This is a genomic window from Streptomyces sp. NPDC091292 (assembly GCF_044757265.1).
In the GTDB taxonomy this organism is placed as follows: Bacteria; Actinomycetota; Actinomycetes; order Streptomycetales; family Streptomycetaceae; genus Streptomyces.
In genome coordinates this window covers 565,050-579,114 of record NZ_JBIVUQ010000001.1, presented here as the reverse complement: position 1 = coordinate 579,114, position 14,065 = coordinate 565,050, and the positions used below count along the sequence as shown (strand labels likewise).

The window sequence follows — 14,065 nt, the reverse complement described above, 5'->3', positions numbered from 1 at the left end:
CCGGATCAGGCCTCGCGCGTCCCCGCGTACATCTCCTCGATCAGATGCTGGTACTCCCGCTCCACGAACGGGCGCTTCAGCTTGAGGCTCGGGGTCAGTTCGCCGTGCTCGACATCGAGGTCGCGCGGCAGGAGCTGGAACTTCTTGACGGTCTGCCAGCGCTGGAGCCCGGCGTTCAGCTCCCTCACATAGCCGTCCACGAGGGCGACCGTCTCCGGCGCCGCGACGACCTCCGCGTACGACTTGCCGCCGAGGCCGTTCTCCTTGGCCCAGCCGAGGATCGACGGCTCGTCCAGGGCGATGAGCGCGGTGCAGAAGTTCCGGTCGGCGCCGTGCACGAGGATGTTGGACACGTACGGGCACACGGCCTTGAACTGCCCCTCGACCTCGGCAGGCGCCACGTACTTGCCGCCCGACGTCTTGATCAGGTCCTTCTTGCGGTCCGTGATCCGCAGATAGCCGTCCGGGGACAGCTCGCCGATGTCGCCGGTGTGCAGCCAGCCGTCGGACTCCAGGACCTCGGCGGTCTTCTCGGACAGCCCGTGGTAGCCCTCCATGATGCCAGGGCCGCGCAGCAGCACCTCGCCGTCCTCCGCGATCCTGACCTCGGTGCCGGGCAGCGGCTTGCCGACGGTGCCCGTGCGGTACGCCTCGCCCGGGTTCACGAACGACGCCGCCGACGACTCCGTGAGGCCGTACCCCTCCAGGATGTGCACCCCGGCGCCGGCGAAGAAGTAGCCGATGTCGGGCGCGAGCGCGGCCGAGCCGGAGACGGCGGCCCGCAGCCGCCCGCCGAACGCCTCGCGCAGCTTGGAGTAGACGAGCGCGTCGGCGACCTTGTGCTTGGCGGAGAGCGCGAACGGCGCGTTCGCCTGCCCGGTGCGCCGGAAGTTGTCCTGCGTCGTCCGCGCGTACTCACGGGCGACCCCGGCGGCCCACAGGAAGATCTTGTACTTGGCACCGCCCCCGGCCCGCGCCTTCGCGGCGACGCCGTTGTAGACCTTCTCGAAGATGCGGGGGACGGCGGCCATGTACGTGGGCTGCACGACCGGCAGATTCTCGATGATCTTGTCGATCCGGCCGTCGACGGCGGTGACATGGCCGACCTCGATCTGGCCCGATGTCAGCACCTTGCCGAACACATGGGCGAGCGGCAGCCAGAGGTACTGGACGTCGTCCGGGCCGACCAGACCGGTCGCCGCGATGGCCTTGGCCATGTACGACCAGTTGTCGTGCGGCAGCCGGACGCCCTTGGGGCGGCCCGTGGTGCCGGAGGTGTAGATCAACGTGGCGAGCTGCTCGGCGGTGATCGCCGAGACCCGCTCCTTGATCACGTCCGGGTGCTTCTCCAGATGCGCGGCGCCCCGCTTCTCCAGCTCGGCGAGGGTGAGCACCCACCCTTCGGGGTCGGCCGCGTCGGGCTCGTACCCGGCCGGATCGATGAGCACCACATGCGCCAGGTCCGGCAGCTCGGCGCGCCGCTCACGCGTCTTGGCGAGCTGGACGGCGTCCTCGGCGACCAGCACCTTGCTGTCCGAGTCGGCGACGATGAACGCGGCCTCCTCGGCGTTGGTCTGCGGATACACGGTGGTCGTCGCGGCGCCCGCGCACAGGATCGCCAGGTCCACGAGGATCCACTCGACCCGCGTCGCCGAGGACAGCGCGACCCGCTCCTCGGGCCGTACACCCAGCTCGACAAGGCCGGCCGCGATGGCGAAGACCCGCTCGGCGGCCTGCCCCCAGCTCAGCGACTTCCACTCGTCGGGGCCCTCACCGGTGGCCGCGGGCACGGGGTACCGGTACGCCTCGCCGTCAGGTGTGGCGGATACGCGCTCCAGGAAGAGGTTCGCCACCGACGGCGGCCGGTTCTCGATCAGGGTCTGTGTGTCGCTCACGACATCCTCCGGGCCCGCGACAGTGCGTGCTGGTAGCGGCTGTTGTTTAACTCACGAGTAACCATCGAGCAGAGATCAGAGTAAAGGCCCGCCGCCCGCCACGTAAGGGGCAACGGACTGTCACTTTCCTCCAGCCGGCAGTGACGGGAAGAACGGCGGCGGGGCGGGCCCGCAGCGCTCTCCGGCACCACGGTCCCGCCCCGCCCGCCCCGGCCGCACAGGACCGGAACCACTTCTCCCCTACTTCTTCCCCTTGCCGCCGCCGCTGTCGTCACTCGACAGGACGGCGATGAACGCCTCCTGGGGGACCTCCACGGAACCCACCATCTTCATCCGCTTCTTGCCCTCCTTCTGCTTCTCCAGGAGCTTCCGCTTACGGGAGATGTCACCGCCGTAGCACTTGGCGAGGACGTCCTTGCGGATGGCGCGGATGGTCTCGCGCGCGATGACCCGGGAGCCGATCGCGGCCTGGACGGGCACTTCGAAGCTCTGCCGCGGGATGAGTTCCCGCAGCTTGGCGACGAGCCGGACCCCGTAGGCGTACGCCTGGTCCCGGTGGGTGATCGCCGAGAACGCGTCGACCTTGTCGCCGTGCAGCAGGATGTCGACCTTGACGAGCTGCGAGGTCTGCTCACCCGTGGGCTCGTAGTCCAGCGAGGCATAGCCGCGGGTCTTGGACTTCAACTGGTCGAAGAAGTCGAAGACGATCTCCGCGAGCGGCAGCGTGTAGCGGATCTCGACGCGGTCCTCGGAGAGGTAGTCCATGCCGAGCATCACCCCGCGCCGGGTCTGGCACAGCTCCATGATCGCGCCGATGAACTCGGACGGCGCGAGGATGGTGGCCCTTACGACCGGCTCGTACACCTCCGCGATCTTCCCTTCCGGGAACTCGCTCGGGTTGGTCACCGTGAACTCGGTGCCGTCCTCCATGATCACGCGGTACACCACGTTCGGCGCGGTCGCGATCAGGTCGAGCCCGAACTCGCGTTCGAGCCGTTCCCGGATGACGTCCAGGTGCAGCAGCCCGAGGAAGCCGACGCGGAAGCCGAAGCCGAGGGCGGCCGACGTCTCCGGCTCGTACACCAGCGCGGCATCGTTGAGCTGGAGCTTGTCCAGCGCCTCGCGCAGATCCGGGTAGTCCGAGCCGTCCAGCGGATACAGGCCCGAGAACACCATGGGCTTCGGTTCCTTGTACCCGCCCAGCGCCTCCGTGGCGCCCTTGTGCAGGCTGGTGATCGTGTCACCGACCTTGGACTGCCGGACGTCCTTCACCCCGGTGATCAGATAGCCGACCTCGCCGACGCCGAGGCCGTCGGCCGGCAGCATCTCGGGCGAGGTGACGCCGATCTCCAGGAGTTCGTGCGTGGCCCCGGTCGACATCATCCGGATCCGCTCGCGCTTGTTGAGCTGCCCGTCGATCACCCTGACGTAGGTGACCACGCCCCGGTACGAGTCGTAGACCGAGTCGAAGATCATCGCGCGCGCGGGCGCGTCCGCGACGCCGACCGGCGCGGGGATCTCCGCGACGGCCTTGTCGAGCAGCGCGTCGACGCCGAGACCGGTCTTGGCGGACACCCGCAGCACGTCGTCGGGCTCGCACCCGACGAGATTCGCCAGCTCCTCGGCGAACTTCTCCGGCTGCGCGGCCGGCAGATCGATCTTGTTGAGTACGGGGATGATCGTGAGGTCGTTCTCCATCGCCAGGTAGAGATTGGCGAGGGTCTGCGCCTCGATGCCCTGGGCGGCGTCCACGAGGAGGACGGTCCCCTCGCAGGCGGCGAGCGACCGCGAGACCTCATAGGTGAAGTCCACGTGTCCCGGGGTGTCGATCATGTTGAGGATGTGCGTACTGCCCTGGTCCGGGCCCGTGGTGGGGGCCCAGGGCAGCCGCACCGCCTGGGACTTGATCGTGATGCCGCGCTCGCGCTCGATGTCCATGCGATCGAGGTACTGGGCGCGCATCTGCCGCTGCTCGACCACGCCGGTCAGCTGGAGCATGCGGTCGGCGAGCGTGGACTTGCCGTGGTCGATGTGCGCGATGATGCAGAAATTGCGGATCAGCGCCGGGTCGGTACGGCTCGGCTCGGGCACATGCTTAGGGGTCGCGGGCACGCAAGGTCCTGTCTCTTGAGGCTTCTCACGCCTCGGCTCGGATCGATACGTAGTCTCCATGGTCCCATGGGCGCGGCACTGCGATCGGTGGCGGGCGGGCGGGGCCTTGGTTTGGGTGGCGGGGGGCCTTGGTTTGGGGGGCTCTGAGGGTGGCTGGTAGCCTGACTAGCTGTGTCTCTTGCCCTCTCAGCGCGAGACGCGGACGCCCCCGGGTCGCCGGGGGCTCACCTGGAAGATCAATCATCGGTACGGCGCATTCTGTGCGGTACCAGAACCTGAAAAGGCTCATTCGTGGCGAACATCAAGTCCCAGATCAAGCGGATCAAGACCAACGAGAAGGCTCGGCTGCGCAACAAGACCATCAAGTCTTCTCTGAAGACCGCGATCCGCCGCACCCGCGAGGCTGTTGCCGCGGGTGACGTCGAGAAGGCCAACGCCGCCGCGCGCGAGGCTTCGCGCAAGCTGGACAAGGCCGTCTCGAAGGGCGTCATCCACAAGAACAACGCCGCCAACAAGAAGTCGGCTCTGGCTTCCCAGGTGGCGACGCTCAAGGGCTGAGCCCCCGGGCTCCTTCCCTGAACCTCTCCGTACGGTCCGCATCCGCGGGGCCGGCGAGGTTCTCCCCCACCGTGAGGTATTCCGGGCCCTCTACCCCGGATCGCGGACAGACTTTCGTGGTCGCCACGCCACGTGAATGCCCCCGGACCCACTCCGGGGGCATTGCTGTGTTCGGGCATTGCTGTGTTCGGGGGAGGGTGGGGGTGGCTCCGGACGGGTGGTTCTGGGGGGTGGGGGTGGCTCCGGGGGTGCGGGTACAGGCTCAGGGCCTACGCCCACCGTCCGTCACGCCCGGCGCGAACGTGCCGCTCGCGCGATCACCACCACGGCCTTCTCCAAGGCGTACTCCGGATCGTCCCCGCCGCCCTTCACACCTGCGTCCGCCTCCGCCACGGCGCGGAGCGCCACCGCGACCCCGTCCGGCGTCCACCCCCGCATCTGCTGCCGCACCCGGTCGATCTTCCACGGCGGCATCCCCAGCTCCCGCGCCAGATCGGCCGGCCTGCCACCGCCCCGCGCGGACGACAGCTTCCCGATGGCCCGCACCCCCTGCGCCAGCGCACTGGTGATCAGCACCGGCGCCACCCCCGTCGACAGCGACCAGCGCAACGCCTCCAGCGCCTCCGCCGCCCGGCCCTCCACGGCCCGGTCCGCGACCGTGAAGCTCGACGCCTCGGCGCGGCCCGTGTAGTACCGGCCGACCACCGCCTCGTCGACCGTGCCCTCCACATCCGCCACGAGCTGCGACACCGCCGACGCCAGCTCCCGCAGATCACTGCCGATCGCGTCCACCAGCGCCTGGCACGCCTCGGGCGTCGCGGCCCTGCCGACCGTACGGAACTCACCGCGCACGAACGCCAACCGGTCCGCCGGCTTCGTCATCTTCGGGCACGGGACCTCCCGCGCCCCGGCCTTGCGCGCCGCGTCCAGGAGCGCCTTGCCCTTGGCGCCGCCCGCGTGCAGCAGCACCAGGGTGATCTCCTCGGCGGGCGCCCCCAGATACCCCTTCACGTCCTTGACCGTGTCGGCCGACAGATCCTGCGCATTGCGCACGATCACGACCTTCCGCTCGGCGAACAGCGACGGACTGGTCAGCTCGGCGAGCGTCCCCGGCTGCACCTGGTCCGAGGCGAGGTCCCGTACATCGGTGTCGGCGTCGGCGGCCCGCGCCGCCGCCACCACCTCCCGCACCGCGCGGTCGAGCAGCAGGTCTTCCTGCCCCACGGCGAGCGTGACGGGGGCGAGCGGGTCGTCGTGTGCGATCTTCTTGGCCATCGCCGTCAAGCATCCCACGCACCACTGACACCGCCGCCCGAGCCGATGCCCATCGGGTTACGGAGCCTCGCGCCAGCCGTCCCACTCCGCAGCGAACGCGTCGAGCCGCCCGGCGTCCAGTCGGCCCTGCGCGTCCTCGACGACCACGAGCCACTGGGCGTCCTCGGCATCGTCCTCGCCGGCCAACGCGTCCCGTACGAGCTGCGGTTCCTCCGCCACCCCGAACCGGTCCCTCAGCTGTTCCGCCGCCTCCTCCGCCGCTCCGCGGTCGGGCAGCACCAGCACATGTCTCACATCACTCACCGGGACATTCTCCGGCACCGGGTCAGCTCTTCGGGACGATCTGTATGTCGAGGGCTATCTCGATGCTCGGCCCGACCACCGCTATCCCGCGGGCGAGCATCGTCTGCCAACTGACCGTGAAATCGTCGCGGTGCAGCTCGGTGACCGCCCGGCAGGCGGCCCGCGTCTCACCCTCCATACCGTTGCCGATGCCCAGATACTCCACGTCGAGCGTGACCGTGCGTGTCACACCGTGCAGTGTCAACGCCCCGGTGACCGCCCACCGCACCCCGCCCTTGTGCACGAACCGGTCGCTGTAGAACTCCAGCGTCGGGAACCGGTGCACATCCAGGAAGTCCCCCGACCGCAGATGGTCGTCCCGCATCTGCACATTGGTGTCGATGGACGCCGCATCGATCACCACATGCATCGCCGACTGCTCCATCGCGTCGGCTATCCGCAGCACCCCCGCGAAGGTGTTGAACCGTCCGTGCACCCGCGCCAGCCCGATGTGCCGCGCCGTGAACGCGATCGACGAGTGCGTCGGCTCGATCTCCCAGTCCCCCGGATCCGGCAGGGCGGGCGGCTGCGCGACCTGGAGCGTCACCTCACCGATCGACGCGTGCCCACCGTCGCCCACGGTCGCCGTCGCCCGATACGGCGTGTACCCCTCGGCCGACACCGCGAGCCGGTACTCCCCCACGGGCACCGTCGCCACGAACGACCCGAACGGGTCCGTCCCGCCGCTGACCACCTCACGGCCCATCACATCACTGATGGCCAGCTCCGCGTTCCGCACGGGCTCGTTCACCGGGTCAAGGACCCGGCAGGTGAGCACCCCCGCGCCGGGCGGCATCACGGCGGCCGACAACGGGCCCACCCGCCCCGCATGCGTACGCTTCTCCCGCCAACGGCCGAACATCCCCGAAACACCCCAGTCCGAAATGACATCAGTTGTATCGAGAATGCATTCGACCACCCTTGAGGCTTTCGAGGCAACACGGGCCCACATCGCGGGAATCCAGCCCTTGATCCACCCCTGCGCCAAGTACCCCGAATTACTCATCCCCATCACTGTTTCAGCAGTTCAGCACCAGTTTCCTGCGGTAACAACCTTCCGTCTCCCTTCGTTGACCGGTCACCCCGGCACACTCACCACGGTTCCGTGACCACCCCCAGCCCATCCGCCCCGCCGACCACCGCCACCGGTCCGTCCCGGTCCGTACGCAGCACCCTCGCCCCCGCCGCTCGCAGCGCCCCGACGGTCCGGGGCGACGGATGCCCGTACGAGTTGTCCGCTCCGCACGAGATCAACGCCAGCCTCGGCGCCACCCGGCGCAACAGCTCCGGATCCTGATACGCCGACCCGTGATGGGCGACCTTCACCACATCCACCCTCGGCAGCCCCACCCCGAACGCGCTCGTCAACAACCCCCGCTGCGCCGGAGGTTCCAGATCCCCGAGCAGCAGCAGACGCAGTCCGGCGGTGCGCACCAGGAGGGTGACACTCGCGTCGTTCGGCCCCTCCGCCGCGATCGGCCCCGGCATCCCCGGCATCCCCGGTACCGGGGACGAAGCGCGCGGCGGCCACAGGACCCGCCAGTCGAGCGCTCCCGTACGCCGTCTCTCCCCCGCCACCGCGCGCCGCACCGGAATGTTCCGCCCGGCCGCCGTCCGGTGCACGAGCGCGGCCTGGTCCGCCGGCTCCCGCAACGCCGTCGTCTCGATCACCCCCACCGATCTGCCCCGCAACACCCCCGGCAGCCCCGCCACATGATCGGCGTGGAAGTGCGTCAGGAGCACGAGCGGAACCCTGGTGACACCGAGTCCCCGCAGACACCGGTCCACGAGCACCGGGTCGGGACCGGCGTCCACGACCACCCCCGCACCGTCGCCCGTCGCGAGCACCGCCGCATCGCCCTGTCCCACGTCGCACATCACGAACCGCCAGCCCGGCGGCGGCCATCCCGCGATCACCCGGGTGAGCGGCGGCGGCTGGACCACCACGAGCAGCAGCACCGCCGCCCCCGCAGCCGCCACCCACGGGTACGTCAGCAGGCGTCTGCCGACCAGCACTACCACGGCCGTGACCCCCGCGAGCAGCAGTCCCCCTCGCCAACCGCCCGGCCAGTCCACGCCGTTGCCCGGCAGCGCCGCGCCCGTCCGGGCGATGTCCGCGATCCAGCCCGCCGGCCAACTCGCGCACCACGCCAGCCCCTTGGCCACCGGCAACGCCCCCTGAGCCGCCGCCAGCGCCGCGAACCCCAGCACCGTGGCCGGCGCCACCGCGAACTCCGCCAGCAGATTGCACGGCACCGCCACCAGACTCACCCGCGCCGCCATCATCGCGACGACCGGGGCGCACACCGCCTGCGCAGCCGCCGCGGCGGCCAACGCCTCCGCCACCCGCGCGGGCACCCCACGCCGCCGCAAAGCACCGCTCCACCTCGGGGCGACCGTCAGCAGCGCACCGGTGGCCAGCACCGACAGCACGAAGCCGTAACTCCGCGACAGCCACGGGTCGTACAGCACCAGCAGCAGTACCGCAGCCGCCAGCGCCGGGATCAACGATCTGCGCCGTCCCGTGACGATCGCGAGCAGCGCGATCCCGCCACACGCGGCGGCCCGCACCACACTCGGCTCCGGCCGGCACACCACCACGAACCCCAGCGTCAGCGCCCCGCCCAGAACCGCCGTCGTCCGCAACGGCAACCCGAGCCTCGGCGCGAGCCCCCGCCGCTCCACCAATTGCGCCGTCCCCGCAGGTCCGACCAGCAGAGCCAACAGGATCGTGAAGTTGCCTCCTGACAATGTCGCTAAGGGAGGTTTTTCGCTACCCTCGAACCATGCCTGTCGCGCCCGAATACCTGCACCTGGTCTATCCGGACATCGTCTTCCACGCACTGCTCTACGGCCGGGCTTCCCGCGACCCGAAGAAGAAGGGCCGCTCGGTCGCGGACCAGATCACCTCCGGCCGCGACCTCTGCGAAAGCCATGACTGGCCCGTTGCGGAAGTCTTCGATCAGGACATCGATCGCTCCGCATCTCGCCACGCCCGACGCCAAAGGAAGGACTTCGAGTCGCTCCTCGCAGCGATCGAGGCTGGCAAGGGACGAATCGTGGTCGCATGGGAGGCGTCCCGGTACTACCGCGACATTGAGGCGTACATCCGCCTCCGCAATGCCTGCATGGCGAACAATGTTCTCCTTTGCTACAACGGCCAGGTCTACGACCTCAGCAAGCGCGAGGACCGCAAAGCCACGGCGCAAGACGCCATCGCCGCTGAAGACGAGGTGGATGGCATCCGGGACCGCATCCTTCGCACCACCCGCTCACAGGCGAATAAGGGGCTCCCTCACGGTCGGATCCTGTGGGGCTACGCCCGCCGTTACGACCCGGAGACAGGCGACCTCACCGAGCAGTACGAGCATCCGCGCCACGGGCCGATCGTCAGAGAGATCTTCGAGCGGGTCGCTGCGGGTCAGACCGAGTACTCGATCGTCCAGGATCTCAAGACCCGCGGTGAGCGACTGCCAGGCATCGCCTGGGACTACTACCACCTGCCCACGATGCTACGGAACGTTGGATACAAAGGGCGGCGAGTCCATCAGGGTCAGGAGATCGGTGGTGCCACCTGGCCCGCCATCGTGAGCGATGAACTCTTCGACGCAGTGCAGAACATCGTGAGGGACGAATCGCGTGCGACGACCCGCGATTGGGCTGTCAAGCACCTCCTGTCGGGGATAGCGCGGTGCGGTAACTGTCCCGACCGGCCGCACATGAAGTTGGGGAAGTCACGCGACCGCAAGGTCTACCACTGCTCGAAGGCGTTCGATGCCCAGATGGCTGAGGCCAAGTTGGATGCATACGTCGAAGAAGCGGTCATCGCCTGGCTGGCCTCGAAGGCCGCCGTGGCAGCCTTTCAGTCAGACGAAGAGGAGAAGAGGGCTGCTGCCGCCCGCGCGCGTAAGAAGGCGCTGGAACAGCAGTTGGCGGAGGCCCGGGAGAGAGCCGGACGGCTCCGGCCCGACAACACGCCCGAGTTGTCGATCGCCTCCCTCGCTGGCATCGAGGAACGGCTCTTGCCACAGATTGAGGCTGCCGCTCTGGAGGCTCAGGTGAACACGGCACCGCCGGTGGTGCGTAGGCTCCTCGGCTCTGCACACGTGGATCACATCTGGAACGAGGAGTTGTCCATCGAGCAGCGGCGAGCGGTACTGCGCGCGGTGGTGAACATCGTCGTGCACAAGGCGCGTGCACGTGGCGTGCGAGCGATCGAGCCTGGTCGTGTGACGCTGACGTTTGTGGGGCAGGACGGCTTCAGGGCCCAACCACGCCACGTTCGCGCGAGCGCGAGTGCTCCCCAGATCGCTCCGGCTGCTGAGTCGGGAACTGGATGACGACCTCGCTCTTGACCGGCTGGTCGTCCAGTTGGCCGTGCCGCACCATCTGAACCGCTGCCTCGAATGTCTCGCAGACGAGCTTGGCCCGCTCTTCCTCGAACGCAATCTTCATCGCTTCGCGTTCGGCAGCGAGGCCGGCGCGGGCACGGGCGCGTTCGGCGGCGGCGTCTCGGTTGAGGCGCGCTTGCTCGTTCTCCAGCGCGGCCTGCGCGGCGATGTACCGGGATCGCTCTGCCTGCGCTTCCCTCTGCACAGCGGCAAGGATGATGCGCTCGCTGCGGGTGTCGGTGACCCATCCGTGGATTACCGACAGGATGATCGCGGTCAGGCCCACCAGAGTGCCGGCCAGGCCACCGAGAGAATGAGCGGCTTGGCCGCTGGTGACGCCGTACAGGGTGAGTGCTGCTCCCCCGAGCAGAATCGTTCCGCCTGCGGTAGTAGTGGCCCTTGCTCCGCTCGCGCGTTCCATCCGTACCCCCGCGTCACATCTGCGCTGCCGCCCCGCCGTGGTCAGCGTTGTGATCGTCGGAGGCGTCGTCTTCTAGACGCTTGAGACGCTCGATGGTTGCGAAGAACATTTGGCGCCCCACGTCGTCCCTGATTCCGAGCCGGTCAGCCGCTTCCTCCGGGGTAAGCGCAGAGCCTACCTGCGATCGGTCAGTTTCGGACAGTGACTGGAGGGATTCAGGCGACAGAACGCCACCCTCAACGAGGAGGGTTCCCAGGTTGACGCCAGCCGCGTCGCTGATGGCGCGGTAGAACCGGGCATCCGGGAGGGCGACCCCTTGCCACATGCGCGTGACGCTGCTGTCGGTCATGCCGGTGTCACGGGCGAAGCGCGCTTTGGCGCCGAACCCGGTATAGCCGGCGCGTTCCGCGGCGGGCACGACGATGGCGGCGAATCGTTGCGCGCGCGTGGGGGTCCCGTCTGTCATGTCCCGGAACTGTACCTCCCTACCTAGGGAGTAGCCACAGAATCCCTCACGCGCAAGAGTGGCCATTAGGTCACTGACCTGCATTAACACTGGTCACAGACGTAATCGAACAAGCGTTCGCATAGAAATTCACCCCTCCCTCACACGCAAGCACCCTTGCTAGGGAGCAATAGATATGCCAAAGTCTCCCTCGTGAGCAAGGAACACCCTGCTACCAGCGACAACGGCATCGGGAGGAGTGAGTACGTGTTCCGCCTGGACATCCCCAAGCTGCTGGAAATCACCACCGCACGCGGCGACTCCACCGGCTACAAGATCAACCGCCGGACCGGAATCCCTGAGTCATCCGTCTACCGCTACCTCAGCGGCGAGGCACAGCCTGACTTGAACTCGGCCATGCGGCTCGCCGAGGCATATGACTGCGACCTGCGCGAGGTCATCAAGCGCGTCCCGATCGAGGTCGCCGCGTGACCCGCGAAGAGCGCCGTGCGCTCCTCGGCGACGAGGTCATCTCCCACATTCACGCGCTGGTCGCAGCGGCACCGGAGCCGAGTCCTGAACTCGTCGACGAGCTGCGCCGGATCCTCACCCGGCCCGCCGGCCGCGTGGTCAAGGCTCCGCCGTCGACCGCTGCCGCCGCCGCCTGATCTCCCCCATGTAAGCGGGGCCGCCCGGACCATGCCCGGTCCTGACAGCCCCTCGGCAATCCACCACACCAACGAAGGAAGTGGATCACCTTGAGTACGAATCCTATCGATCTCCCCGGGCGGACCGTCGCGGTCCTGTCCCTGGCGGAAGCTCCACTGCCGGACGCTCTGCCGTTCGAGAGCGTTGTCCGCGCGTGGGAGGAGCACGCCCGGCAGGTCGCTGCTGTGACGCGTCGCCTCCTCGCCATGGCTGCTACCGGCGAGCTGCCCGAACTGATCGCCGTTCGCCCGAGGGTGACGCGCGATGAAGTCCATGTGGACATTCAGTCCGACCCGGAGGGCGTTGGCCCCTGGGCGGTGCGGCTCGGCGGTGAGGTCTCCGCTCGTACCAAGGCCGCTTCCAGGGGCGGCGACGGCTACGAGTACCTGTCCGCGACGGTGGTCATGGACGGCGTGACGGTGCGTCTGTGCTCGTGCCGGTGGATTCCGGCTGCTGAGTGGGCTGCGATGCAGGCGGACGCGTCGGCGGTGGCGCTGTGACCGAGTCGATCAGTGTCCGCGTGAAGCTGGACAGCTACAACATCGTCCGTCCGCAGGAGAAGCAGACGCAGGTCGTCGTGAGCATCCCCGACGTGGCGCGCGCCTTCTATCTTCTGCCCGCCGGTGAGTACGAGGAGTTGCAGGACGCGCAGTGGAGCGACGCTCTGAAGCGGGCGATTGAGTACACCGACGAGCAGTCACGGCGGGGTGGTTCGTCTGTCGCAGAGTCGCTGAAGGCGGCGCGCAAAGCGGTCCGTGAGTGGCTGGTCCTCGATGAGAACTGGGACGCGATGAATGTGGCCTGGTTCGAGGATCGTGCTCGGCGGGATCCGGTGTCGCGGTCTCTGCTGAAGGACCGGGAGCGGTTGTCGGCGGAGTTGGAGCAGCGGTCGCGGGATCTCGCGGATGTGGGTGCCGATCGGGGGCGGCTGAAGGCTCGGGTCGCCGAGTTGGAGGCTCAGCGGGAGCGTCGGCGTGGTCGGCTCGTCGCGCTCCAGAACGATGCGTTGAGCATGCGTGGCGTGCTGTCCCCGAACGGCGAGGAGCGCAAGGTTCCGTTCGCGCTCGGGGAGACGCTGACTCCGGCTGTGGAGTGGCTGGTTGCCCGGATCGCGGAGCTGGAGGCCGCGTCCACCTTCGTGTACCGCGCGGAGCACCCGGACTCCGGGATCGTCCTCGGGACCTACTCCACCCGTGACGCCGCGGTCGAGCACTGCGAGGCACTGGCCACCCGTGAGGGAGCGACCGGCCTTGTCTCATGGGTGCCCGATGACGGCGACGCTCTCAGCCCGGAGGAGCTGACGTACTTCGACGTCGAGTGCTGCGACGGCGACGACGTGCCCGTCCAGGAGTGCACCGGCTACGTGGTGACGCCGCTGGAGGTCGCGGCGGCGTACGACCCGGACGGTGACGAGTGATGACGCCGTTCCAGATCGTCGACTACAGCGCCAGCGCGTACCTCGTGCTCGCCGTCACCGTGAAGGTGGCCGCCGACGCCAAGGAGCTGCACCTGCCGGAGTGGCTGCGTCGCGCGCCCGGCGTGGTGGTGGCCCGGGTATCCGGGCTGGTCCTCGTCGTGGTCGACGCGGCGACCGCCCGCCTTCACGAGATCGCGCTCGCCCACTCCGTTCACAGGGGAGCCACCCGATGAACGGGCCGCAGCACTACCGCGAGGCGGAACGCCTCCTCGGCTTGGCGCACCACTTCACGTACGGGGACGGCGCCGACTCGGCCGCCGGGCTCGCCCTCGCGACCGAGGCGCAGGCCCACGCGACGTTGGCGCTCGTCGCCGCCTGCGAGGCCCGCCGACCGTGTGCGGAGTGCCCGACGCAGGTCCCGGCCGGGACGACGTACTGCTCGGCCGGCTGCCGCAACGCCGCCGACCGCCACGACGAGGGGGACCCCGATGCGTGACTGTG

At 68.8% G+C, this 14,065-nt stretch carries 15 protein-coding genes and 1 pseudogene; 8 read left to right on the top strand and 8 right to left on the bottom strand.

The features are described from left to right. Positions 1-5: 5 nt before the first annotated feature. Together ACIQNU_RS02625 and lepA are read right to left on the bottom strand one after the other, a co-directional pair. Positions 6-1,895, bottom strand: a complete 1,890-nt coding sequence (locus ACIQNU_RS02625; RefSeq protein ID WP_401360079.1) for an AMP-dependent synthetase/ligase — start codon at positions 1,893-1,895, stop codon at positions 6-8. A gap of 240 nt (positions 1,896-2,135) precedes the next feature. Further along, positions 2,136-4,007, bottom strand: a complete 1,872-nt coding sequence (gene lepA / locus ACIQNU_RS02620) for a translation elongation factor 4 (protein ID WP_401360076.1) — start codon at positions 4,005-4,007, stop codon at positions 2,136-2,138. 291 nt (positions 4,008-4,298) lie between these two features. Between lepA and rpsT the strand changes: the two genes are divergently transcribed. Next, positions 4,299-4,565 carry a 30S ribosomal protein S20 gene (rpsT, locus tag ACIQNU_RS02615; protein WP_401360073.1) on the top strand — a complete coding sequence of 89 codons (267 nt, stop codon included), beginning with the start codon at positions 4,299-4,301 and terminating at the stop codon, positions 4,563-4,565. 285 nt (positions 4,566-4,850) lie between these two features. On the opposite strand, the gene holA is transcribed toward rpsT, so the two are convergent. The 4 genes and pseudogenes from holA to ACIQNU_RS02595 form a co-directional block, all read right to left on the bottom strand. Continuing rightward, a complete protein-coding gene (gene holA / locus ACIQNU_RS02610) occupies positions 4,851-5,840 on the bottom strand; it encodes a DNA polymerase III subunit delta (protein WP_401360070.1) in 990 nt (329 codons plus the stop codon). A gap of 57 nt (positions 5,841-5,897) precedes the next feature. Next, entirely contained in the window at positions 5,898-6,143 is a 246-nt protein-coding gene (locus ACIQNU_RS02605; protein WP_401360067.1) for a hypothetical protein, read from the bottom strand. A gap of 22 nt (positions 6,144-6,165) precedes the next feature. Further along, the gene (locus ACIQNU_RS02600) at positions 6,166-7,044 is read right to left on the bottom strand and encodes a YceI family protein (RefSeq protein WP_401360065.1); all 879 of its coding nucleotides are present in this window, start codon (positions 7,042-7,044) and stop codon (positions 6,166-6,168) included. Between the two features lie 230 nt (positions 7,045-7,274). Then, positions 7,275-8,936 (bottom strand): annotated as a pseudogene (locus ACIQNU_RS02595) (ComEC/Rec2 family competence protein); the annotation flags it as partial. Between the two features lie 32 nt (positions 8,937-8,968). On the opposite strand from ACIQNU_RS02595, the gene ACIQNU_RS02590 reads away from it, so the two are divergent. Then, positions 8,969-10,522: a recombinase family protein gene (locus ACIQNU_RS02590; protein WP_401360063.1), complete on the top strand. Its 1,554-nt coding sequence runs from the start codon at positions 8,969-8,971 to the stop codon at positions 10,520-10,522. Here ACIQNU_RS02590 and ACIQNU_RS02585 read toward each other — a convergent pair. Both ACIQNU_RS02585 and ACIQNU_RS02580 read right to left on the bottom strand, forming a co-directional pair. After that, a complete protein-coding gene (locus tag ACIQNU_RS02585; RefSeq protein WP_401360059.1) occupies positions 10,443-10,994 on the bottom strand; it encodes a hypothetical protein in 552 nt (183 codons plus the stop codon). The two genes, ACIQNU_RS02590 and ACIQNU_RS02585, sit on opposite strands and share 80 nt — an antisense overlap. Positions 10,995-11,007: 13 nt before the next feature. Next, positions 11,008-11,460, bottom strand: coding sequence for a hypothetical protein (locus ACIQNU_RS02580; protein WP_401360057.1), 453 nt, complete (start codon positions 11,458-11,460; stop codon positions 11,008-11,010). A 192-nt stretch (positions 11,461-11,652) separates the two neighbouring features. On the opposite strand from ACIQNU_RS02580, the gene ACIQNU_RS02575 reads away from it, so the two are divergent. The 6 genes from ACIQNU_RS02575 to ACIQNU_RS02550 all read left to right on the top strand — a co-directional run bounded on the left by ACIQNU_RS02575 (position 11,653) and on the right by ACIQNU_RS02550 (position 14,060). Continuing rightward, positions 11,653-11,931, top strand: coding sequence for a helix-turn-helix domain-containing protein (locus ACIQNU_RS02575; protein ID WP_401360055.1), 279 nt, complete (start codon positions 11,653-11,655; stop codon positions 11,929-11,931). Further along, positions 11,928-12,107, top strand: coding sequence for a hypothetical protein (locus ACIQNU_RS02570; RefSeq protein WP_401360052.1), 180 nt, complete (start codon positions 11,928-11,930; stop codon positions 12,105-12,107). The genes ACIQNU_RS02575 and ACIQNU_RS02570 overlap by 4 nt, the downstream gene beginning before the upstream one ends. 90 nt (positions 12,108-12,197) lie before the next feature. After that, positions 12,198-12,647 (top strand): hypothetical protein, encoded by a 450-nt coding sequence (locus ACIQNU_RS02565; protein WP_401360049.1) that lies wholly within the window; start codon positions 12,198-12,200, stop codon positions 12,645-12,647. Beyond that, positions 12,644-13,564 carry a hypothetical protein gene (locus ACIQNU_RS02560; RefSeq protein ID WP_401360046.1) on the top strand — a complete coding sequence of 307 codons (921 nt, stop codon included), beginning with the start codon at positions 12,644-12,646 and terminating at the stop codon, positions 13,562-13,564. Before ACIQNU_RS02565 ends, ACIQNU_RS02560 begins: the two co-directional genes overlap by 4 nt. After that, the gene (locus ACIQNU_RS02555) at positions 13,564-13,797 is read left to right on the top strand and encodes a hypothetical protein (protein ID WP_401360044.1); all 234 of its coding nucleotides are present in this window, start codon (positions 13,564-13,566) and stop codon (positions 13,795-13,797) included. Before ACIQNU_RS02560 ends, ACIQNU_RS02555 begins: the two co-directional genes overlap by 1 nt. Next, a complete protein-coding gene (locus tag ACIQNU_RS02550; RefSeq protein WP_401360042.1) occupies positions 13,794-14,060 on the top strand; it encodes a hypothetical protein in 267 nt (88 codons plus the stop codon). The genes ACIQNU_RS02555 and ACIQNU_RS02550 overlap by 4 nt, the downstream gene beginning before the upstream one ends. Positions 14,061-14,065: the final 5 nt, after the last annotated feature.